Source organism: Wolbachia endosymbiont (group B) of Ablattaria laevigata, assembly GCF_964277395.1.
In the GTDB taxonomy this organism is placed as follows: Bacteria; Pseudomonadota; Alphaproteobacteria; order Rickettsiales; family Anaplasmataceae; genus Wolbachia.
This window is the reverse complement of the sequence record NZ_OZ195519.1, coordinates 709,814-731,954: the sequence shown is the minus strand read 5'-3', so window position 1 is coordinate 731,954 and position 22,141 is coordinate 709,814. Positions and strand designations below refer to the sequence as shown.

Here is a 22,141-nt window from a genome sequence, read left to right as displayed (position 1 = left end):
AAATATGTTTAATTGTAGTATATTTTTCTCATTAGTATATTAATTTAACTGCTAAAGTTTAAAATAATTATGTAAGCAATCTCTATATAAAATATGGATAAATCACAACTAGTTAAAGAGGTTTTCGATTCTGTAGCAAATTGCTACGACATCATGAATGATATAATGAGTCTTGGAATGCACAGGCTATGGAAAGAGAAGATGGTAAGTAGTGTGCATTTTAAAAAGAACTCCAAGGTTTTGGATATTGCTGGAGGAACCGGAGATATAGCTATAAGAATAGCAAGAGGTGAACCAAGTACTCAAGTTACAGTATGTGATATAAATCAAAACATGCTGGACAAAGGGCGTGATAAAGCTATAAATTCAAATCAGCTAAATTTCAATTGGGTATGTGCAAATGCAGAGAGTTTACCATTTGAAGATTCCGAATTTGATTATTATACAGTAGCTTTTGGTATTCGAAACTTTTCCGACCGTAAGAAGGCTTTAAGTGAAGCATATAGGGTACTAAAGCCAAATGGACAATTTGTCTGCTTGGAATTTGCCCCTATGCATTATCAAAATGAGATATTCACCAAATTTTATGACTTATACTCATTTAAAGTAATTCCTAAAATTGGTAGCATAGTTGCTAAAGATAAGGGTTCTTATGAATATTTAGTGAAAAGCATCAGAGAATTTCCAACTCAAACTAATTTTAAAATGGAAATTGAAGAGATAGGCTTTAAGAATGTTGAGTTCTATAATATGAGTTATGGAATAGTAGCATTACATATTGGAACAAAATGAATATTAAACTCTGGTCTATTCAGTAGTTTTTTTGCTAACTTTCTGTAATTTCGCAGCGTTTTTTCTTCAGTAGAAATCAAGCTAAAGTTTCTTGAACGTATTGCTCTAACGAAGTACACTGTAAACTAATATTGTAACTTTTTCCTGAAGCTAAAATCTATATAATTAACTTAAAAATAAAATGCGATCTAACATTAAGCAGTTATTTTATTATATAAAACCTAATCTACATTATTTTACCGTAGCTTTTATTGCAGTTCTATTTTCAGCTTTAACGATTCTTCTTTTTGGTAGGGGCTTAAGCAACATAATTGATTCTGGCGCAGAGCATAACTTTACTACCAAGCTCGTAGTTTCAATACTGATAGTTTTAGGCATTTCTTTCACTGCATTTATTCGGTTATATTTCATTGGCATTGGCAGCGAGAAAGTTATCGCAAGAATCAGATACGACTTATATAGCAGTATCACTGACTTGCAACCAAGTTTCTTTGAGAACACAGGCGTACAAGATGTTATCTCAGCACTCATTACTGATACCTCTGCATTGCAATCGATAATAAACAGCAGCTTACTGACAATATTGAGGAATTTTGTGGTACTGACTGGTAGTGTTGCAATGCTGTTATACACAAATCTACATTTAACCGCATATGCAGCTGCAATAATACCCATACTGCTCATTATCATGACTTCACTTGGAAAAAAAGTTCGCAATTATGCACGCTTTGCTCAGGATAAATTAAGTGAGCTTGCATCATTTAGTGAGGAAAATTTTAGATCTATAGTAACCATTAAATCATTTGTACTAGAAGAAAATGAAAAAATTCGTTTTCAGAAACATCTAAACTCAGTATCAAAATCATACGTAAAATTAGTACTCTTGCGTGCTATTTTAGTAACTCTAGTTATCACGTGTGTGATAGGTTCGCTAGTTATTTTGCTTTTTTTTGGAATAAAAGAAGTCTTAAGTAATAATATGACCATTGGAGAACTCTCCTCATTTGTGTTTTATTCAGCGCTTGCGGCAGGAGCTATAAATAATTTGAGCGATAACGTCAGTGACCTACAACGAGGTCTTGGAATTGTAGAGCGTTTGTTTGAGTTTACGAACATGAAAAGCTCTATAGTAAATGGCGAAAATCCTATAAGAATTAATAGTATTCAAAAAGAAATTGCGTTTAACGATGTAACATTTTTTTATGCTGATAAGCCAGCATTAAATAACGTATCATTTTCTATAGAGGCAGGCCAATCAGTATCAATTGTTGGACCATCTGGCAGTGGCAAGAGCACCATTTTAAAGCTTCTGCTCCGTTTTCACGATCCAAGTGAAGGCAGTATTACTATCGATGAACAGAATATTAAGACAATTGCGCTAAATGATCTAAGATCGCTGTTTGGCTTAGTACCACAAGATCACATGATATTTTCTTGCTCAATAATGGAAAATATACTATACGGCAAACCGGGTGCTGAATATGAGGAAGTCAGGCAAGCTGCTATCAGCGCTTATGCGATGGAATTTATTGATAAGCTGCCGGATAAATTTGATACATTTGTAGGAAAAAGAGGACTAAAGCTTTCCGAAGGACAAAAGCAACGTATTATAATAGCAAGAGCAATACTGAAAAATCCTCAGGTTTTAATACTGGATGAAGCAACCTCTGCTCTTGATTATAAAAGTGAGAACCTAGTGCAAAAAGCACTGAGCAAGTTAATGCAAAACAGAACAACAATTATAATTACGCACAGGCTATCAACCGCACTCAAAACTGACAAGATTATAGTGATTAATTGCGGGAAAGTAGAAGAAGTAGGAACTCATGATTCTCTAATGAGTAAAGATGGGCTGTATGCAAAATTGGTGAAGATAGGGTAGAAATTTAAATCATAATGTTGTTAACATGCTAGATTTAGCAATCAAATTATGAAATCTTTAATTATTTTAAAGTACAATAATATCATAGTATTTTTCAAAGGATTATTATGGTTTATAATTACAGTAATTTACCAAAATTGCCATTTACGGCTTATAATTTACCAGCAGCTTTACCAGTATCGAACTATGCACAAGCTTGCACACCTCCAATGGCTTATAATTTACCAGCAGCTTTACCAGTACCAGTATCGAACTGTGCACAAGCTTGTACACCTCAATTTGTACCTTGTGCTACTAATTCCTGCCATAATTATTTTAACTCGCATCATAACTATTATGACACATGTCATAATCCTTGTGATGGATTTGGTTTTTTTTATTAGAAGATTGTTTTTAAACAATTCATAAACGCACGTGCTGCCATCTAAGAGCACATGGTCTCCCATGTGCTTCACATTTTGCTTAAAAATATAATAAGCAGGTGCTTGATTTTCATTTGCAGCGACATAGCAGTTCTACCAAAATTTATTTCAGCAACACAACTAGTTTGACTACTGACAGCTCCTTCTTGGAATCTTATCATTATTCTGCTCATAGTAAAATTTCTAAGCTCTAATATCTATTACTTGTATAACGGCTGGAAAGGAAATTTTAAATATATCAATCTTAGTATCAAGATTATAAATTTATTAATTATTTTATCCTATAATAGTCTAATAGTTATTTTTTAAAGGATATTTATGACTCACTATCACACTTCATCTCCAAAAAACGTTTGTTCTCATAATACCAAAACTTCTTTTCCAGACTGTAAATCAATATGCATTCCTGATAAAGATGAGCATTGTCATACTACTCGTTTATGTCACAGTAAAGACCCGTTTTTCAAGCATCATTGTACTCCATACCACTATGGTTATAACTCACATTGTAAACATGGTTATGACTCATGCTACGGTAATAATCATTGTTATGACCCATGCTACGGTAATAATCACGGTTATGGTCATGGTACAGCATCATGGTATCATGCTCACGATTCTGGTAACACAGTAGTGTTAAATGTACCATGTTGTGGTTGGGGAACAAGAACTGGGATAGGAACTGATACAGCTGCAAAATTAGCTCCAGAGCACAACGATTTATTCTGAATGCGATAAAACTTAGTGAGGGTGTAAAAGGTGTGAAGGACGTGTAGGGATACTATGTGCTGAAAGCATAATGCGACGATAGGTATAGCACTGATGTGATATGGTAATAACATAATAATTTATACTATGGATATGGGGTATGTATTATGCCCTTATATCTATAGATTTAGAGCTTTATTAATAACTAATTCGGCGTGTAATTTTTTACCTTGTTCTATTAATAATTTTATATATAACTCTAATTGTATGGGAGATTTCTATGTTAAAGTATAATCTTAATAACCAGTATGATAATAAAACATATACTAGTGTTACTGATAATCTAACGAATGCTGTTCAATATGGAGGAGAAGAACCTACTGGAGGAGAAGAACCTACTGGAGGAGAAGAACCTACTGGAGGAGGAGAACCTACTGGAGGAGAAGAACCTACTGGAGGAGAAGAACCTCCTGTAGATGAAGTAAATAAAGTAAAACCTCCTATAGATGAAGGAAATAAAGTAAAACCTCCTATAGATGAAGGAAATAAGGTAAAACCTACTGTAGATGAAGGAAATAAGGTAAAACCTACCGTAGATGAAGGAAATAAGGTAAAACCTACCGTAGATGAAGGAAATAAGGTAAAACCTACCGTAGATGAAGGAAATAAGGTAAAACCTACTGTAGATGAAGGAAATAAGGTAAAACCTACCGTAGATGAAGGAAATAAGGTAAAACCTACCGTAGATGAAGGAAATAAGGTAAAACCTACTGTAGATGAAGGAAATAAGGTAAAACCTACCGTAGATGAGTGTAAACTACACCCATGCTGCAAGTATTATTATAATTTGTGTTTCAACGATTGTTATGATTCATGTTGTAGTAATCATGACGTAGCATGGTTTAATACTTGCGACGATGGCAACACAGTAATGCTGAATACAACTTGGGATTGGGAAATAGAACTACCTGGAATTATATGGTATCCGGAGTTTTTTGACTTTGGTTATTCTGAATTAATGTTGATCTAAGTTTATGGTTTCAGAGTATAATGCTATGATATACGAAAAGTTGCTGTCTAAGTTTAATCTATCAAGTGTTACATCAGCCTGTTAAAGCAAAAGAGAAAATGAAGGTAAAATAGTTAAGATAACCCTTCAACTCCTTCCATTTATCAACTATACTGCTATAGATTTTAGTAGTATAATAAATGAACATTTTCAAGCAGGTTTCCTCTCTAATTTCTAGCAAATTAAATAAGTTGAAGCAAAGGGGTGTTATAAGTACGAATGCAACAAACTTTATTGTAGAGCCTCCGAGCAATAGAGCGCATGGAGATATTTACACAAATGTTGCTATGGTGCTTGCAAAGCATGAAAAAAAGAATCCAGTTGAGATTGCAGGGATCTTAGCAGAAGAATTTAAATCTTTTGATGAAGTTGCAAAAGTGGAAATAGCAGGTCCTGGGTTCATCAATATGCACTTGAAAATGGAAGTATGGCATGGGATTTTAAAACAAATAAATGAGCTAAAAACGGAGTTTGGCACTCTCAACATTGGAAACAATCAGGCCATCAATGTTGAGTTTGTATCCGCAAATCCAACTGGGCCACTACATATTGGTCATGCAAGAGGGGCAGTGTTTGGTGATGTTTTAGCAAATTTGCTAAAGAAAGTTGGTTATAAAGTTACTAAGGAGTACTATATCAATGATGCTGGAGCGCAGATAGATACGCTAATTCGGTCAGTATATTTGCGGTATAAGGAAGCTCTGGGAGAGAAAATTAGCATCGAAAAAGGTTTATACCCAGGTGAATATTTAAAACCAATAGGGGAGGGGCTAGCTAAAAAATATGGCAAGGAGCTTAGAGAAGAGGATGATAATCAAATAATTAGAGAGTATACTTTAAGTTCCATTTTAGAGATAATAAAGGAAGACATGAACTTACTTGGAGTAAGTCATGATGTCTTTACTTCAGAGTATGAGCTACAAAAAAGTGGCAAAATCGAAGAGAGTATAAAGATATTATCTGATAAGGGTCTAGTGTATGAAGGGTACCTGGAGAAACCAAAAGGTAAAGAGAATGAAAATTGGATTTCCAGAAAAGAAATGTTATTTCGCTCTACAACATTTGGTGATGATGTTGACCGCGCACTAAAAAAAGAGGATGGTAGCTGGACTTATTTTGCATCGGATATTGCTTACCATTTTGATAAGATATCACGTGGTTTTAACAATATGATCGTAGAGCTCGGCAGTGACCATGGCGGTTATATTAAAAGGCTTAGAGCAGTTGTCTCTGCGCTCAGTGATGATCAAGCAAAGATAGAGGTAAAACTGCATAATATTGTGAATTTCTTCGAAAATGGCAAACCTGTTAAGATGTCGAAAAGATCAGGAAATTTTCTTACAGCTAGGGATGTAGTGGAAGAGGTTGGCAGGGATATAACTCGTTTTATAATGTTAACACGCAAGAATGATATGGTCTTGGACTTTGATTTTGCTAAAGTTAAAGAACAGTCAAAAGACAACCCTATTTTTTATGTGCAATATGCGCACGCCCGTGCTCATTCGTTAATGCGTAATGCTCCAAAAGAGCTCCCAACAGCAGACCCTTCACTTTTAAAGACAGATGGGGAGCTATTCCTCATAAAAACCTTAGCAAAGTGGCCAGATGTGGTAGAAATATCTGCAAGGCTTTGTGAGCCACATAGAATCACTTTCTACTTACTTGAAGTTGCAGAAGCGTTTCATGTTTTATGGGGATATGGCAAAAGTGATTTAAATATGCGGTTTATACTGGAGAATAACTTAAATTTCACCGCTGCAAGAATGTTTCTCGTCCAAGCCTTAGCACACGTCATTGCTTCTGGACTTTCGATTTTTAATATAGAGCCTTTGAAAGAGATGAGTTAATTTTAATGCGTAATATTAAATGTGATAATAAATTATTGATGTAAATACAATAAGGCCAAAAATTATACAAGAGGTCTGTTAAAATCACGTATGTCGATTGTCTTGAAGTCACACAATTGTTCTGTAGAGCTATGTCCTGTAATAATTACTGTACCGTTCTGCTCAGAGCGTATTGAGATTAGGTTCAATACTAATTCACATGTTGTGCTATCAAGATTACAGAATGGTTCATCTATCAGCCAAATGTTTGCATTAGAAATTAAAAGGCGAGCAAGCGCAACTCTTCTTTTCCAGCCTGCAGAAAGTTCACCATATCTAATGTTAAACACAGGCTGCAACTCTAAACAATAAGCAGCTGCCATAACTGATTCTCTAGTGTTCCGTATTCTTGCCCAGAATTCTATGTTTTCACCAATTGTTAAACTATCTTTACAGGCGTTTTTATGTCCTACGTAAACCATGGAAGATATAAAGGATTTTGGATCATCATATATGTCTTTTCCGCAGTATCTTATATTGCCTGATACTGGTGGTAAGAGTCCAGATAAACTTCTGATTAAGCTGGTTTTGCCGCTACCATTTGGACCAGTGATTAAGATTTTTGATTTTGGCTCAGCTTTAAAATTGAGGTTTTTAAATAATACTTTGTTATTACGAGCACAGGATAGATTTTTACATTCAAGCATGGATTATCTGCCTTTTCCTTTATATTTACCCTTAGTTGAAGACTGAGCTTTTATAAATAGCTCCCAAAATCCTTTCTTATCACCTTCTCTGTTTATCAATTGTGCAAAATGTTTCATTAAACTATTACCCATCATAACCATCTTTGTCCATTTACCTAACGGTTTTGCTATATCAACTATTTCTAGATCTTCTTTGTAAACTTGCATATTCTTTTGTTTCTCCCTTAGCATTTCCTGTTGTTTCATCAACTCTTTTTGCTTATTTTTTTGATACAATTCATTAAATCTTCTATTTTCTTCCCACTCTTCTTTGAGAACTTTTAGAGGAAATATAATTTTTCTAATATGATTTTTGTATATTTTTCTCAAAAAGAGAAATACTGCAATTATAGTAAGTAATATCGTGCTATATGTAATGATTTGTCCGAACGGCATTTTTATACTCAGCTTATTGGCAAGCGGTATTTACAATTATACCATAACTATAGAAATTTTACAATTTTTTTCTGGATAAAGATAGTAGACTAAAAATTTCTAAAGGACAAAAGCAACGTATTTACGTACAGGCTATCAACTACTACACTCAAAACTGACAAGTGATTAATCATTGGAGAGTAGAGGAATCACGGCTCTCTAATGAATAAAGATGGACTGTGTCAAGCTGGTGAGTAAGGTGGAAATTGAAAGAAAATCTAATTGTTGGTTATCATGCTAGATCTACAATATAAGTTATAAAATTTTTAATCATTTTGGCTTATAATAATTTCTGAGTTAACCTTAGATTTCCTGAGCTGTGGTTTCTTTTACCCATGTTGAATTCCTAGCTTTTATACTCTAATTTAATTCCAGTTTTGACTATATAGGAGGTCACAATGTCAAACAATATCTATAGCGATCAAGTTAATAATAGTAATTTATATGCCAACAAACTTTTTTATGGTGAAGAGGGTGAGCAAGTCGAAAATCTAGGAGATCAGGTTGCGGGAAAAGAGGATGATAAATCAGAAGAAGATTTACTTCGTGACTGTAGAGATGAAACTAAGAAGGCAAAAGATAAGTTAATACAGTGTAAAAAAGATGCTGTGGAATCACAAAGAGAAATTACACAATTAGAAGCAGAAGCTAGTGAATTAAAGTCACAGGTTCAAGAAGAAAGAGAGAAGGTAGAACAAACTAAGAATGAAGCTAAAGCAGCAAAAGCAGAAGTTGATGAGTTAAAATTACAGGTTCAAGAAGAGAAAGGGAAGGTAGAACAAACTAAGAATGAAGCTGAGGCAGCAAAAGCAGAAGTTGATGAGTTAAAATTACAGGTTCAAAAAGAAAGGGAGAAGGTAGAACAAACTAAGAATGAAGCTAAGGAAGCAAAAGATGAGTTAATACAGTGTAAAAAAGATGCTGAGAAGATGAAAGAAGGCTCTGAACAGGCAATTAATCAGGCAAAGTATGATGATGCTCAAGCAGAAGCTAAACAAGCAAAATTAGAAGCTAAGCAAGCAAAATTGGAAGCTAAGCAAGCAAAATTGGAAGCTGAGCAAGCAAGAATAGAAGCTTTGAGGTGCGAAATTGGACAAGAGAGAGAAGAAGTTATGCGGTGTAAAATTGACAAGGTAAAAGAAGAACTTATGCAGTATAAAATTGACATGGCAAAAGCAGAGAATAAGTGTTATAAAAAAGCAGCTGAAGAATGTAAAAAAGAGAAAGGAAGTGATAAAGAAGAACTTATACAGTGTAAAATTGACACGGCAAAAGCAGAGACTGAGTGGTATAAAAAAGAAGCTGAAGAATGTAAAAAAGAGAAAGGAAGTGGTACAGATAAACCTTGTCCCAATGGAGGAGGTGGAACTAATGTAGTCAAACCTGTTACTAATGGAGGAGGAGATGAAACTAATGTAGTCAAACCTGTTACTAATGGAGGAGGAGATGAAACTAATGTAGTCAAACCTGTTACTAATGGAGGAAGGGATGAAAATAGAGAAATTACGTCTCAAAAAATAACCCCAGATTGTGGCAAGGAAGAAATTTGTGGATCTTATGCTCGTTTTTATGGAGAAAATGCAAAGATAGGTTATCAAGGTTTTAATACATCTGATTTATTAAAGAATTTGTATTCTGAGATGTACGGTAATCCTAAAATTGCACCATATATAGAAAAGGGAGCAGAGGGTGGTTATGGTGCAGTAAATTTTAAATTTGCCTTTACTGATACTCTTAGTTCAATAGGCTACTTTAGTGATATAAAATGTGATAAATGCATTAATAGTCCACAAGAGTTAGCGTGTCAAGAAGAAGGGATTAAGAGTTTCTGCTACTCTAACGAGTACTATGCTACTAAAGAATGCAACAAGAATTTTTTTTCTAGAGAATCATGTCCTGATCTCGTTAAAGAGTTCGGTGAAATAAGTGTTATGAAAGCAAAACAAGTTGCACCATTGATACTTGTTAATAACTCAGGACAAATGATAGATAAAGAGGGCAATAACACTCAAATACACTATAATTTATTAAAGCCTTATCTAAAGGCTAATGGTAAAATCAAGGACTGTGGAAATGACCAAAAGTGTAAGGATTATATTCCAATCATGAAGAAAGTTGCATGGGATACTGATAAGGAAGTACTGTTAAAAACTGTTTTTGATGATATGCAAAGAGCGAGTCCTTACTATGAAGATAATCCTGTTTCTGATGATACTAATTTTATATAAGACTAAATGTTTTCTGGGCTTTTCAGCTCAGAAAACACTTTTTTAGAAAAATAGAATTGGTGACCTTACTCAAAAAAAAGTAGAGAAGAAGTTTTTGTTGTGAGAATAAATTTAGCAGAGTTTATAATATAATATTTAAGTTATTTATGATAAAAAATAGATTTCTTGCATAACTAAGCGTCATCCCAGCTGGGATTTAGCAAGAAAATCTAGATTCCAGCGTTACGCGCTGGAACTCTTTAAATTCCAGTAGTGCAAGAAATCTAATTTCTACGTGTTTAAATATGGAAGTTCTAGTTTGTTGAACAGAACGTTGAGAAGTATCAATAAGAAGCTCCCTTTTGAGTAAACTTTTCTGCAACGGGGGAGTGTTAAATAAACTGTGTCAAACCGAGAAGTAAAGTAATAAATTGATAAAAAAATGGAGGTTTGACAATGAGTCAAGCAAACACAACTACCGGTTTGGTAGACTATAAAGAATTAGAAACAAATATCTTATCATCTATACGAGAAGGAAGACCATTGACAGGAAGAGATGGAGCATTAACACCATTTATAAAAAAACTGCTAGAGGGAAGGCGAGATAGAAAACCATTTGTCGGCTGAAAGCAAAGAAAACAAACGAAGAAATTCAAAGACTTTACGGACAAGTATTTGAACTATTGACACCAAGAGATAGAGAAGGAAGTTTCGAGCCACAAGTAGTCAGAAAAAGGCAAACAAACCGAACTTGAAGCAAAGGTTTTAAGTACATATGCCAGTGGCATGGGATATAGCATCGCATGTAGAAGAAATATAAAATATCTGCAGCAGAGATATCAAGTATTACTGACAAATTGTTACCGGTAATCAACGAATGGCGCAGTCGTCCGCTGCAATCTGTATATCCAATAGTGTTCATGGTTTTTTAAGGTCAAGGAGGACGGGCATTGTGTAAGCAAATGTATGTATAACATATTAGCAAAATGGCAGAAAAGAAGTTTTGGGTTTTTATTTGGCTGAAAGTGAAGTTCTGGTTGGGAGTACTAAATGACCTAAAGGAGAGAGGAGTAGATGATATTCTGATAGCTTGTGTTAAAAAGCTTTCCTACAGCTATAAATAGCGTATTTCCTAAAGCAGAAATGTATAGTACATCAGATAAGAAATTCACTGAAATATGTATCGAGCAAAAGTTTTCATGAATGATTTGAAAAAAACATATCAAGTAGAGAAATAGCCGAGAATTATTTACTTGAACTGGAGGAAAAATGGGGAGAAAAATATACTTTAGTTTTGGGAGAATAATTGGGAAAATCTGTCTAGTTATTTTAAATATTCCGGCCCTGTAAGAAAGTTAATTTATACCACAAATCCTATTGAAGGGTTACATAGACAGATCAGAAAATTTACTAAAACTAAGGGCTCATTTACTAGCACAAATGCCTTGTATGAATAGGTATATTGTGCTATAAAGAAGGCAGGAGAGAAATGGACTATGCCTATACATGATTGGGCTTTTACTATCTCTCAGCTTGATATCTTTTTTCCTGGTAGGTTAAAAATCGAGTTGACACAGTTTATTTAACACTCCCTTTTTATTCTGGATACTAGGTTAAAAATAGAACGTTTAAATTTCTTGTTTTTATTGTTATCATACTTAGATTTCCTAAGAACTTATTTACTACAAAATACAACAAGTTCTATTTATTTGAGAAAGTTGTGCGTCTTGTAGAACAGATTTTGTTGTAGGTTTCTCTGTAGCTATTTCAAGGTTTTCTTCTATGCTTTTTTGTTCTCTGTAATCTTTAACTTCTTGAATGAAATCTTCAAGCCACTTCTCACTACCTATCTTGGCATGTCGTTGTTGCTCACCTTTAAGAAGTTTTATTACAGCTGCATCTTGATTTTCAGGCACTCTTTGATATTTAAGCCACAAATCACGAATATCAGGAGGAGCTTTTTTCAAATGAGCTTCAAAGGTTGCTTTTGTGTCTTTTGTATTTTCTTCTTGTTGATCTTGATGGAATTTAAACCAGAAATTGCGAATATCAGGAGAAGCTTTATCCCAAAGAAGTTTAGTAATTTCTTTTATATTTCTCAGATCTTCTTGTTTCAATCTTTTACCATCACCTATATATCGTTTATTAAGACCAACTTGCAGAGGATAAAGTAAAAAGGTAGTTTTGCTCTGTGAATGTATAGGTCTATTTAAAATCATTGCTAGATTTGTATCACAATCTTCTAATACTGCTTTAACTTTTTTAACATCTAAATAATCTATTGCTTGACGTAATTTATGGTGAAGATCACTTGTTCTCTTTAAGTTTTTCACTTTTTGCATATGCGAATCATCATTTCCTTTCGCTTCTTGCATAGCTATATCACACGAAATACTCTCAATTTTTTGCTCCATTTTCTGTATACATTGATTAATTTCCTTTTGATTTTTTTTGAATATAATCAACTGTGAAGTGGTACAAGGGTTAGGTAGATCGTCTTTAAACTCTTTTTGTATATTACTAGGTAATTCGCTTTTCAAAACTTCTTGTATATCGCTATCGTAATTATTTTTTATATTCTCAAAGTTGCCTTGTATAGCTTCACTAATTAATGAATCTCGAATGTTTTTTTGTCTGTCAGTTAATAACATACCTTACCTCTATCTCTTATGGCAAATTTAGCGCTATAATTATACGTATTTATAATCAAGTCAAGAGAAAAAATTAGCAAAGCGGTTGAAGTTTTAATAACATATAGCTTTCACAGTACTGTCTATGGAAAGTCTGCAAGTTTTACGTTCAATTGCGTTTATTGTGGGAATTTTTCTATTGTTGTTTGGCGTAGCAATGCTTATTCCTGCTATTACTAATAATTATCTAGGTTACGAATGGAAAAATTTTCTGGTTGGATTTATAGTTACCTGCACATTTAGTGCGATTTTTATTCTACTGGGTAAACTAAATAGGGTACATGGAATGCCGGCAATTTTTGCGATTACCAGTTGTACCTGGATTGCATTATCTCTATTTGCAGCTATTCCATTTTATCTTGATAGTTTAAGCTACATTGATGCACTGTTTGAAGCAGTATCTGGGATTACAACCACAGGAGCAACTGTTCTAAGTTACATCGAGCAACAATCTCCGGGGATACTACTGTGGAGAGCAATGCTGCACGGTATAGGTGGTTTTGGAGTAATTACAGTAGGAATTGCAATTTTTCCCATATTTAAGGTTTTGAGCTTAAATAATTTACTCTATTCTGAGTACTCAGATGCTCTTAAAAGAAAGTTACCACATACGCGAAGCGTAGTAATACATATTGCAGAAATATATTACTGCCTAATTTTATTGTGCATATTTTCCTACTATCTAGCTGGCATGCCATTATTTGACGCAGTATGTCACGGAATGTCCGCTGTATCAACTGGTGGATTTGCTAACTATAACGATTCTATAGGCTACTACAATAACCCTATATTGGAGGTCATAACAATTATCTTTATGATTTTAGGCTCTTTACCTTTTCTGAGCTATTTAAAAATTATAAGACGATTAGACGTTTGTTATGATGAACAGGTCTCTTACTTTATTAAGATAGTTGTTATCTCATCTTTGCTTGCTTGTTTTTGGTTATATAAAAATTTTGACTTAGGAGTATTTTTATCATTTAGGTACAGCACATTCACCATTACCTCCTTTATCACATCAACTGGCTATGTAATGTGCAACTACTTGAATTGGAGCTTTATTTCAGTCTTAGCTTTCTTTTTAGCCTTTATTGGTGGATGTGGTGGTTCTGCTAGTGGTGGAATCAAAATCTTCCGTTTAGTCATTTTTCTAAAATCTATAAGGAATTACTTTAGCTCTTTATTAAATCCAAGTGAAAGCGATAGAGTAAAACTCAATGGTAAAATACTGGAGAATGATGAAGTTCAATCTGTCTTTACGTTTTTTGCGATTTACATGTTAACGTTCGCTATATCATCAATAGTGATGTCTTACTTGAGCAATACGGACTTTATAACTAGCATCAGCTCTGTTTCTGCAATGCTTACAAATTCTGGCCCAGGATTTAGTAACCTAATAGGTCCTTCAGGTAATTATTCCTCCTTTAGTGGTGGAGTAAAGCTATTTCTATCGTTTTTGATGCTGCTTGGCAGGCTTGAAATATTGCCAATTTATTTTTGTATAGGTAGTTTATACTGGAAACTTTGCCATTCCAGAGTGTAACGCTAATTCAGGTTTACATTTAAATTCTATTACATATTATTATAAGTATTACAAAACTTTAAAGGACAATTATGGCAGTTATGCCAGATAAATGGATAAGGGAAAAGGCTGAAAACTCTAGAATGATAGAGCCTTTTGTGAATCATAAAAGCAGTAAGGGTGTTGTATCTTTCGGATTATCATCTTATGGCTATGATGCAAGAGTTAGTAATAAGTTTAAGATTTTTACTAATGTTAATTCAGCTATTGTAGACCCAAAGAATTTTTCTGAGAATAGTTTCATAGATAAGGAAACAGATGTATGTATAATTCCACCAAATAGTTTTGTACTTGCCAGCACAGTGGAGTATTTTCGTATACCAAGGAATGTACTGGTAATTTGTGTTGGTAAGTCAACTTATGCAAGGTGTGGTATTATAGTAAACGTTACTCCCTTAGAACCTGGATGGGAAGGTCACGTCACACTTGAATTCTCGAACACCACTCCACTTCCTGCAAAAATTTACGCTAATGAAGGCGCATGCCAATTTGTGTTTTTAAGCGGCGAAAGTGAATGCGAGAAATCATATGATGATATGAAAGGAAAATATATGAATCAACATGGTATCACTTTGCCGTTAGTTAAGTGATTACTTTAGATGCATTTCTTTATTAATTGATATCCTTTCAAGCCGCTAACACTGATTGCATTTGCCTAGTTACAAAAATAATGTCTGTGCTAAAACATGCTTATATATAGCTCTTTTTCTAATAGTTCGAATAGCTGGATATTCTTTCTGGCTCAATTTTTTATAACAAACCAATGATTTGATTAAAATCAGGAGAATATGGAGGCAGATATATAACTTCAGCACTGACACTTTTAATAAATTCACTTATTTTCTATGAAAAGTTGCATTATCCAAAATCACCCAGCAAAAAGTTTGAACTAGCTATTAAAAACGTCTGTATCGCAGTAGCCTTCAAAAATCATAGGCGCCATAATTTTTCCCTTATTCAAAGCTGCAATCATACTAATACGCTGACTTTTGTGTTATCAATTCCAGATTAGTCGATATATACAAGAATTTCAGTGTTTTTTGTTGCTATGAGTTTTTTAAGCTCAGCACGTTTTTTCTGCGTCCTTAAATAGTCCTAATTTTAATTTGTTTTAAGTTTAAAGTCTTTCGTTAGGTTTGCAGAATACATTTCCTTATTATCTTGGTTATAGAAAGTAAATTTGTGATCGTCTAAACCTAATATTGCAAAGCCAAAGCCGAAAAAGTTTCTAACTTCGTGTGCTAAGTAATTTCTACTATTTGGATAGTTAAATTCTACGTTTTGATAAACAGGTTCTTGATCTTGAGCGTGTAATAATGCACCGCCGTTTCCAACTATAATCTGATCTGGAACATTATCCATTAATAAAATCTGGGCTATATGAATGTGGCCAGAAACTATGGTAGTAACATTGCTTGGAAATTTATCTCCAAAAGCTTCAATTTGTGTAAGATTACCATGGCTTTTTAATGTCAAAAATTCTTTTTTTGGAGATCTCCAAAGTGGTTTATGAGTCAAAAACCACGTGGGCTTATCTTGTATCAATTTATCAAACTGCCTCTCAAAAGCATCAACTGTGCTTTGGGTTGTAAAAATTTCCTCACCGGATGAAGAGTCGAAGATAAAAAACTTCATCGGCCCAGCATCTAAGAACCAACTGGAAATAAGATCTTCACATTTTTGAGGGAAAAAGGGGTATGAATCTAAATATCTGAACCATCCTTCATAAGCTCTATTACAACTCTCATGATTTCCACGAACAAAAAGAAAAGGAGATTGTGTTAAAATATCTTTTGCAGGCTCAAACCAATCAGCGTACCAAGCTTCTTTGCTATATCCATAAATATCGCTGCACTTTTTTGTGTTTCTACATTTTGTTTGTCTATAATGATAATCACCAACATGGATAATTAAATCTGGTTTATGAAAAGCGATTGAATCTAAATTTTTTTTCAAAGGCCAGTTATCTACAGAATTACATTCTTGCTGAAATAACATATTTATTCTACATCCTGTATCGCCAATGAAGGCAATTTTGCTGATCTTTTCCGCTAATACGGGAACTTTTATATTGTCAATACTAATGTTTTGAGCATTTGTTTCTACTATCAGTTCACAAACTGTTTCGGTATTGTTAATTGAGCTGCGACTTAGCATTTCTACTGCCTTATTATCGACGTAAGCAATGGGACACATGTTATTGTCTATAATCGCACGTATGCTTAATTTATTTTCTGGAATGATTTGAGACCATGTGTACAATATTTGTGCATGAGTGGGGTAAAAGCTAATTGTAAGAGATAGAATTAAAAAAATGAAGATATTAGCTATTTTCATTTGTATAAAGACCTAAATTAAGAATTAGTAGTAAGATTATCTTAAATGATTAAAGTTTGTAACCATAAAATTCATAGTTAAATTATACAGGCATTTCCTAAATTATCCTAGTATCAGATTGACACTTTAGATGAAAAATCCTAAAATGATTAAGTAATTTAAAGTAATTATATAGAAACTAGAATAAAGTGCGGTCGTGGTGGAATTGGTAGACACGCAGCGTTGAGGTCGCTGTGGCTCACAAAGCCTTGGAAGTTCAAGTCTTCTCGACCGCACCAAGTTGTTTGGTGTAGGTGAAATGTTTATAGGAAATCAAAGTAGAAATAAAGTAGAAAGGGCCATCAGTGAAGTCAGGCGTGGTCTTCCAATTTTAATATATGATGATGAAAATAACTATCTATTGCTTGCTGCTGCTGAAACTTTAGAAAAAAATTTATTTAGTCAATATAAGCTTATATCAGGTAATGTGTATGTTACTTTGACTGCAAGTAAGGTAAAATACATATGTCAGAGTAAAGAACATAGTAGCAAACGTCTGTTGATAAGCAATTTTGATGAACTGCTCCATTTAATAAACTGTTCAAAGGAAGATTGGATAAAAGAGTTGCAATGCTCAAAGACAATAGATGCGTATGCTGTTGCCTTGCTTAAGTTCTCAGAATTATTGCCATACGCGTTAGTGGCTGATATGACTTTTGAGAATAAACATGAAATGCGAAATTGGTGTGAAGAAAATGACATTATTGCACTAAATACGTTACTTGTGAATGATTTTCAACAAAATCATAGTGTGTATGAAGTGTGCAAAACATCATTATTTTTAAAACAGACTCAAGAAGTAGATATCATATCTTATAGAACCAAAAGTGGCGGAAGAGAACATTATGCAATTATAATTGGCAATTCAGATAAAGATAATGAGCCATTAGTGAGAATCCATTCTTCATGCTATACAGGAGACTTATTAGACAGCTTATCATGTGATTGCAGAAGCCAGTTACATCAAGCGATTCAAATAATGACCGACTTTGGGAATGGCATTATATTATACTTGATGCAAGATGGGAGAGGCATTGGTTTAACTAATAAGTTAAGAGCATACAGTATGCAAAGAAAATATAATCTTGATACTGTTGATGCAAATAGAGTATTGGGTTTTGAAGATGATGAAAGGAGCTTTGCTGTTGCAGCTAAAATACTTAAGAAATTGAACATTAACAAAATACAATTACTTACAAACAATGGTAGAAAGTTATCAGAGTTGAAAAATAACGGTATAGAAGTTACAAAGTGTATACCACTTATTATGGAACGCAATGAATATAATGATTCATATATGGAAACAAAATTTGGCAAGTTAGGCCATGGATTAAGGGTTTATTAGCTTTTTTGTTATAACTACTTTGTTAGCTTGCTATGTTAATTAATATAAGTTAAGATTTTTAAGAATATTGAGATGCTGAAATTTTTAAAACAAGAAAAAAGTAATGAGTCATTGGATAAGGATATAAATTGGAATTCAAGTCGCTATAGCACAGTTGTTGCTCAGAGAAATACTTTACTTTTATTTACATTAATATTACTAGTTGCAATTTCTATAAGCATATTAGCTATATTTAAAATTAGCACAAGTAGCACTATTGAGCCATTCGTTATAGAAATTGATAAAAAGTCAGGCATAGTGCAATTGGTTGATCCTGTTACAGTAAAACAATATTCTGCAAATGAAACGCTGAACGATTATTTTATTTCAGAGTATATAAAAGCAAGGGAGGTTTTTGACCCATATAATTATAATTATAATTATTATACAAAAGTAAGGTTGTTTTCTTCGCCTAGTGTATATAGTGAATTTAGCAATTATATAAAATCGCAGAATATGAATGACCTTTTTAATTTATATTCAGATGCTAAAGGTGAGTTGAAAATTCGTTCAATTCAAAAATTAGGTAATGATGCTCTTCAAGTGAGATTTTCTATAGAATTTACACGAAAAGATGGAAATTCCTCAAGGAAAAATAAGATAGTTGTGATGTCGTATAAATATGCATCGCTTGAAATGAATGATCAGCAAAGATATATTAACCCGTTAGGGTTTCAAGTTATTTCATATAGAGTAGATGATGAATATGTGTAGGATATTGTTAGTTTTAGCTTTACTAATAAGTGGCAACTTAAATGCATCTATTAATAATAAACCTATTTCTGTAGATAGTAGAATAAAGACTTTTGTATATAGCCCTAATGAGGTGTTTACAGTAATTTTTAGTCAAGGTTACTATTCTTATATTGAGTTTGCAGAAGGGGAAAAAGTCAAAAATATTGCTGTTGGTGATGCATCAAGTTGGAAAATTAATCCTTATGATAATAAACTGCTTGTCATGCCATTTGAAGTCAGTAGTCGCACTAACATGATTATTACGACAACTAAAAAGAGAAATTACATTTTTGATCTAATTTCAAGACCAAATTACGATAAATACCCAGATGCTGATGCTAAAAAAGTGGATCATGATTATTCCGTTGAAAAGGATATATCTTACGTAATACGTTTTTATTATCCTCAAGAAGAAGATGAATTTGATGTTGATTTAGATGAGGTTTCTTTACCTACTCAAATGCAATACATTACAGAAAAGCCAGAAAAAATAATACAAGAAAATAATACGAGGTACAACTATACATATATTGATGAAGGTGGTAACGTAGATATAGTTCCAATTGAGTTATTCGATGATGGTTATTTAACCTATTTAAAGTTTAGAAATAGTAATAAAATTCCTCAGATTTTTATAGAAGGCGAATCCTGTAAAAGGCTGTTATTTGATGATTATGTTGTAATAAAAGGAGTACATAAAAAGCTATTAATGCGTTATGAAGGTAGTGAAGTTGAAGTTATAAATAGGTCACTTTAGTTGTGGTACATACAATATGAGTAAAGAAAGGCATAATAGTGTAGAAGATGAATCAGAGATAGAAAGCAAGGTAGTAACAGTTGGCTCTAATCAAGGTTATAAGGCATTGATGATAGTTATGGTAGCGCTCTTAGTTGGTGGAGTGTACTATCTTTATTTTAGTCCTTCTAATAAAGAGGGTCCAGAGATTGTTAAAAAAGAGGAAACAAAGCAAAACATTCAAGAATTGAAAGGAAAGTTAGAACAAGTTCCAGATAATGCAATAGTTTCCGAAAGAGTAGTAACTGATCTCTTGCCACCCTTACCTCCTCTTCCTATTCCACAAGTCATACCAGAAGTAAAACAAATCAAAAAAGAGGAAGTGACAAAAAAAGAAGAGCAACTAAAAGAAATTCCCTTGTCAAATATACCTGTTTTACCAAAGCAAAATTTTCCTTCTGGTAATGTTATTAGCAATTTGCCTACTTCATTTCCTACAATAGGGGGTGGCGGTTATCCTAGAGACAGACGTAGTGCACAAATGTTAGCAATTTCAGGTAGTAGTGGGGAAGGTAAAGCTACAGATGCTGTTTTATCCAATACCTCAGCACAATCGAGCAAAGCTACCAAAGCTGGAAAGCTTGGTTTAATGATTATTCAAGGTAAGGTTATTGACGCTATTCTTGAAACTGCAATAAGTTCTGACTTACAAGGAATGCTCCGTGCTGTTGTTAGTAGAGACGTTTATGCAGAAACTGGTGATACAATTTTAATACCAAAAGGTTCAAGGTTAATAGGTGGTTATTCATTCGACTCAAATGTTGCAAAAGCCCGCGTGAACATAAATTGGAATAGGATCATTCTTCCTCATGGTATAGATGTTGCTATTGCATCATCTGGTACCGATGAGCTTGGAAGGGCAGGGATAGCTGGAATAGTTGATAATAAAATATCAAGTGCATTATTCTCTTCAGTGGCACTTGCTGGTGTTTCGATTGGTTCAGCTGTTGTAGGACAAAAAGCCTCTAATCTTATCGATGCGCTAACTGCCATGGATGCAGTGAAGTCTATTACTGCAACTGAAATAGATATTTCTTCTCTCAAAGGGGCTATTGTTGAGAGATTGGAGAATTCTATAAAAACTGAAGTTGGGAAGGTAGGAGACGAAAAATGGAAATTGGGTATTAGGGCTATTGAAAAAATTCGAAATGCTAAAAGTGATCAGGATTTGCTGAGAATAATAAAGGAAGAAATAGTAAGTGTGATAAAAAGTTCTGGAGCTAGTGGAGTTGATACAATTACTAGTGACAATATCGGTATAACTTTAGACGATGTACGTCAACTGTTGAGGCAAACTCAGAAAAGAAGCAAATCTGTTTATGATGAAGCAATTGGGAAGTCAATCAATGATTTTTCCAAAGACATGCGAGATATAGTTGATAGGAGTGTAGATAAAAAACCAACTATTTATGTTAATCAAGGAACTGCATTGAAAGTATTTGTTAACCAAGATATAGTATTTCCTCCACAGTCAATATTAAATAACTGAAATGAACTATGCTGCACTTGATACATACTTGGAGCCATTACAAGGGATATTTCAAGAGGAAGGTGTAAATGAAATATCAATAAATAAACCGAAGGAAGTATGGATTGAAAATCGCGGTGAAATAAGATGCGAAAAGTTAGAAATATTTGATCTTAATCATTTAAAATCTCTTAGCAGGTTGATTGCTCAAGCTACAGAACAAAAACTGAGCGAAGAGACACCGCTGCTTTCAGCTACATTACCAAATGGTTATCGTATACAGATAGTGTTTCCTCCAGCATGTGAGCCTGATAAAGTAGTCATTTCAATTCGTAAACCTTCTTCTATGCAATTGGCATTGGATGATTATGAAAAAATGGGGGCTTTTTCTGAAACTGTTATAGGAGTGACCGATAATCCAGTAGATCGTCACCTAGATTTGCTACTGAAACAAAAAAAAATAAAAGAGTTTTTAGAATATGCTGTAATAAGTAAGAAAAATATCATAATTAGTGGTGGAACTTCCACTGGTAAAACCACTTTTACTAATGCTACTTTGCGTGCTATTCCATCTGAAGAAAGAATTATTACTGTTGAAGATGCAAGAGAGATAGTTTTGAATGATCATCCCAATAAAGTCCATTTAATTGCTTCTAAAGGAGGGCAAGGCAGGGCAAAAGTGACCACTCAAGATTTGATAGAGGCATGTTTACGTTTAAGACCAGACAGAATAATAGTTGGTGAGCTGCGTGGAGCAGAAGCTTTTAGTTTTCTTAGAGCAATAAACACTGGCCACCCAGGGTCAATATCAACTCTTCATGCGGATAGTCCGGCAATGGCTCTTGAGCAAATAAAACTTATGGTTATGCAAGCAAATCTTGGAATTCCCCCAGATCAGATCATACCATACATTAGAAATGTAATTGATATTGTTATTCAGCTAAAAAGAACCAGTGGAGGCAAAAGAAGCATTTCTGAGATATTATTTACTAGATCTTCAAATGAAAATACTTAAATTTATAC

At 33.7% G+C, this 22,141-nt stretch carries 18 protein-coding genes, 1 tRNA gene and 2 pseudogenes; 16 read left to right on the top strand and 5 right to left on the bottom strand.

What is annotated here, in order from left to right; all coding sequences use genetic code 11:
- The first annotated feature begins 93 nt into the window (after positions 1-93).
- From ubiE to argS, 6 genes are all read left to right on the top strand, one after another.
- Complete coding sequence (gene ubiE / locus ACICP1_RS03400) at positions 94-792, top strand: bifunctional demethylmenaquinone methyltransferase/2-methoxy-6-polyprenyl-1,4-benzoquinol methylase UbiE (protein WP_395461077.1); 699 nt, start codon at positions 94-96, stop codon at positions 790-792.
- A gap of 181 nt (positions 793-973) precedes the next feature.
- Entirely contained in the window at positions 974-2,674 is a 1,701-nt protein-coding gene (locus tag ACICP1_RS03395; protein WP_395461076.1) for an ABC transporter ATP-binding protein, read from the top strand.
- Between the two features lie 107 nt (positions 2,675-2,781).
- Positions 2,782-3,057 (top strand): hypothetical protein, encoded by a 276-nt coding sequence (locus ACICP1_RS03390; protein ID WP_395461075.1) that lies wholly within the window; start codon positions 2,782-2,784, stop codon positions 3,055-3,057.
- 357 nt (positions 3,058-3,414) lie between these two features.
- A complete protein-coding gene (locus tag ACICP1_RS03385) occupies positions 3,415-3,825 on the top strand; it encodes a hypothetical protein (protein WP_395461074.1) in 411 nt (136 codons plus the stop codon).
- A gap of 259 nt (positions 3,826-4,084) precedes the next feature.
- The gene (locus ACICP1_RS03380) at positions 4,085-4,834 is read left to right on the top strand and encodes a hypothetical protein (RefSeq protein WP_395461073.1); all 750 of its coding nucleotides are present in this window, start codon (positions 4,085-4,087) and stop codon (positions 4,832-4,834) included.
- Positions 4,835-5,013: 179 nt separating this feature from the next.
- A complete protein-coding gene (gene argS / locus ACICP1_RS03375) occupies positions 5,014-6,720 on the top strand; it encodes an arginine--tRNA ligase (protein WP_395461072.1) in 1,707 nt (568 codons plus the stop codon).
- Between the two features lie 62 nt (positions 6,721-6,782).
- On the opposite strand, the gene ccmA is transcribed toward argS, so the two are convergent.
- Entirely contained in the window at positions 6,783-7,406 is a 624-nt protein-coding gene (ccmA, locus tag ACICP1_RS03370) for a heme ABC exporter ATP-binding protein CcmA (protein WP_064085635.1), read from the bottom strand.
- A gap of 3 nt (positions 7,407-7,409) precedes the next feature.
- On the bottom strand, positions 7,410-7,841 hold the full coding sequence (locus ACICP1_RS03365) for a hypothetical protein (RefSeq protein WP_264682413.1): 432 nt from the start codon (positions 7,839-7,841) through the stop codon (positions 7,410-7,412).
- A gap of 437 nt (positions 7,842-8,278) precedes the next feature.
- On the opposite strand from ACICP1_RS03365, the gene ACICP1_RS03360 reads away from it, so the two are divergent.
- Positions 8,279-10,108, top strand: a complete 1,830-nt coding sequence (locus ACICP1_RS03360) for a hypothetical protein (protein ID WP_395461071.1) — start codon at positions 8,279-8,281, stop codon at positions 10,106-10,108.
- Positions 10,109-10,543: 435 nt separating this feature from the next.
- Positions 10,544-11,673, top strand: a pseudogene (locus tag ACICP1_RS03355) (IS256 family transposase).
- 96 nt (positions 11,674-11,769) lie between these two features.
- Here ACICP1_RS03355 and ACICP1_RS03350 read toward each other — a convergent pair.
- Positions 11,770-12,738 (bottom strand): hypothetical protein, encoded by a 969-nt coding sequence (locus tag ACICP1_RS03350; RefSeq protein ID WP_395461070.1) that lies wholly within the window; start codon positions 12,736-12,738, stop codon positions 11,770-11,772.
- A gap of 124 nt (positions 12,739-12,862) precedes the next feature.
- Between ACICP1_RS03350 and ACICP1_RS03345 the strand changes: the two genes are divergently transcribed.
- Positions 12,863-14,320, top strand: coding sequence for a TrkH family potassium uptake protein (locus tag ACICP1_RS03345; protein WP_395461069.1), 1,458 nt, complete (start codon positions 12,863-12,865; stop codon positions 14,318-14,320).
- Between the two features lie 71 nt (positions 14,321-14,391).
- Positions 14,392-14,949: a dCTP deaminase gene (gene dcd, locus ACICP1_RS03340; RefSeq protein ID WP_006012513.1), complete on the top strand. Its 558-nt coding sequence runs from the start codon at positions 14,392-14,394 to the stop codon at positions 14,947-14,949.
- Positions 14,950-15,104: 155 nt separating this feature from the next.
- On the opposite strand, the pseudogene ACICP1_RS03335 reads toward dcd, so the two are convergent.
- Positions 15,105-15,445, bottom strand: a pseudogene (locus ACICP1_RS03335) (transposase); the annotation flags it as partial.
- Between the two features lie 15 nt (positions 15,446-15,460).
- Positions 15,461-16,696: a metallophosphoesterase family protein gene (locus ACICP1_RS03330; RefSeq protein WP_264682674.1), complete on the bottom strand. Its 1,236-nt coding sequence runs from the start codon at positions 16,694-16,696 to the stop codon at positions 15,461-15,463.
- Positions 16,697-16,886: 190 nt separating this feature from the next.
- Here ACICP1_RS03330 and ACICP1_RS03325 point away from each other — a divergent pair.
- The 6 genes from ACICP1_RS03325 (at position 16,887) to virB11 (ending at position 22,133) form a co-directional block, all read left to right on the top strand.
- Positions 16,887-16,974, top strand: a tRNA-Leu gene (locus ACICP1_RS03325).
- 20 nt (positions 16,975-16,994) lie between these two features.
- A complete protein-coding gene (locus tag ACICP1_RS03320) occupies positions 16,995-18,080 on the top strand; it encodes a GTP cyclohydrolase II (protein ID WP_353281027.1) in 1,086 nt (361 codons plus the stop codon).
- 72 nt (positions 18,081-18,152) lie between these two features.
- Positions 18,153-18,833, top strand: a complete 681-nt coding sequence (locus ACICP1_RS03315) for a virB8 family protein (RefSeq protein WP_007302609.1) — start codon at positions 18,153-18,155, stop codon at positions 18,831-18,833.
- Entirely contained in the window at positions 18,820-19,611 is a 792-nt protein-coding gene (gene virB9 / locus ACICP1_RS03310; RefSeq protein ID WP_254230093.1) for a P-type conjugative transfer protein VirB9, read from the top strand. Before ACICP1_RS03315 ends, virB9 begins: the two co-directional genes overlap by 14 nt.
- 16 nt (positions 19,612-19,627) lie before the next feature.
- Complete coding sequence (locus tag ACICP1_RS03305; RefSeq protein WP_395461068.1) at positions 19,628-21,139, top strand: TrbI/VirB10 family protein; 1,512 nt, start codon at positions 19,628-19,630, stop codon at positions 21,137-21,139.
- A 1-nt stretch (position 21,140) separates the two neighbouring features.
- On the top strand, positions 21,141-22,133 hold the full coding sequence (gene virB11 / locus ACICP1_RS03300; protein ID WP_019236952.1) for a P-type DNA transfer ATPase VirB11: 993 nt from the start codon (positions 21,141-21,143) through the stop codon (positions 22,131-22,133).
- Positions 22,134-22,141 lie beyond the last annotated feature (8 nt).

What these genes read in the sequence shown, in the direction of transcription:
- ubiE (WP_395461077.1), top strand. Translation starts at nt 94, where the DNA reads ATGGATAAATCACAACTAGTTAAAGAGGTTTTCGATTCTGTAGCAAAT.
- ACICP1_RS03395 (WP_395461076.1), top strand. Translation starts at nt 974, where the DNA reads ATGCGATCTAACATTAAGCAGTTATTTTATTATATAAAACCTAATCTA.
- ACICP1_RS03390 (WP_395461075.1), top strand. Translation starts at nt 2,782, where the DNA reads ATGGTTTATAATTACAGTAATTTACCAAAATTGCCATTTACGGCTTAT.
- ACICP1_RS03385 (WP_395461074.1), top strand. Translation starts at nt 3,415, where the DNA reads ATGACTCACTATCACACTTCATCTCCAAAAAACGTTTGTTCTCATAAT.
- ACICP1_RS03380 (WP_395461073.1), top strand. Translation starts at nt 4,085, where the DNA reads ATGTTAAAGTATAATCTTAATAACCAGTATGATAATAAAACATATACT.
- argS (WP_395461072.1), top strand. Translation starts at nt 5,014, where the DNA reads ATGAACATTTTCAAGCAGGTTTCCTCTCTAATTTCTAGCAAATTAAAT.
- ccmA (WP_064085635.1), bottom strand. Translation starts at nt 7,406, where the DNA reads ATGCTTGAATGTAAAAATCTATCCTGTGCTCGTAATAACAAAGTATTA.
- ACICP1_RS03365 (WP_264682413.1), bottom strand. Translation starts at nt 7,841, where the DNA reads ATGCCGTTCGGACAAATCATTACATATAGCACGATATTACTTACTATA.
- ACICP1_RS03360 (WP_395461071.1), top strand. Translation starts at nt 8,279, where the DNA reads ATGTCAAACAATATCTATAGCGATCAAGTTAATAATAGTAATTTATAT.
- ACICP1_RS03350 (WP_395461070.1), bottom strand. Translation starts at nt 12,738, where the DNA reads ATGTTATTAACTGACAGACAAAAAAACATTCGAGATTCATTAATTAGT.
- ACICP1_RS03345 (WP_395461069.1), top strand. Translation starts at nt 12,863, where the DNA reads ATGGAAAGTCTGCAAGTTTTACGTTCAATTGCGTTTATTGTGGGAATT.
- dcd (WP_006012513.1), top strand. Translation starts at nt 14,392, where the DNA reads ATGGCAGTTATGCCAGATAAATGGATAAGGGAAAAGGCTGAAAACTCT.
- ACICP1_RS03330 (WP_264682674.1), bottom strand. Translation starts at nt 16,696, where the DNA reads ATGAAAATAGCTAATATCTTCATTTTTTTAATTCTATCTCTTACAATT.
- ACICP1_RS03320 (WP_353281027.1), top strand. Translation starts at nt 16,995, where the DNA reads ATGTTTATAGGAAATCAAAGTAGAAATAAAGTAGAAAGGGCCATCAGT.
- ACICP1_RS03315 (WP_007302609.1), top strand. Translation starts at nt 18,153, where the DNA reads ATGCTGAAATTTTTAAAACAAGAAAAAAGTAATGAGTCATTGGATAAG.
- virB9 (WP_254230093.1), top strand. Translation starts at nt 18,820, where the DNA reads ATGAATATGTGTAGGATATTGTTAGTTTTAGCTTTACTAATAAGTGGC.
- ACICP1_RS03305 (WP_395461068.1), top strand. Translation starts at nt 19,628, where the DNA reads ATGAGTAAAGAAAGGCATAATAGTGTAGAAGATGAATCAGAGATAGAA.
- virB11 (WP_019236952.1), top strand. Translation starts at nt 21,141, where the DNA reads ATGAACTATGCTGCACTTGATACATACTTGGAGCCATTACAAGGGATA.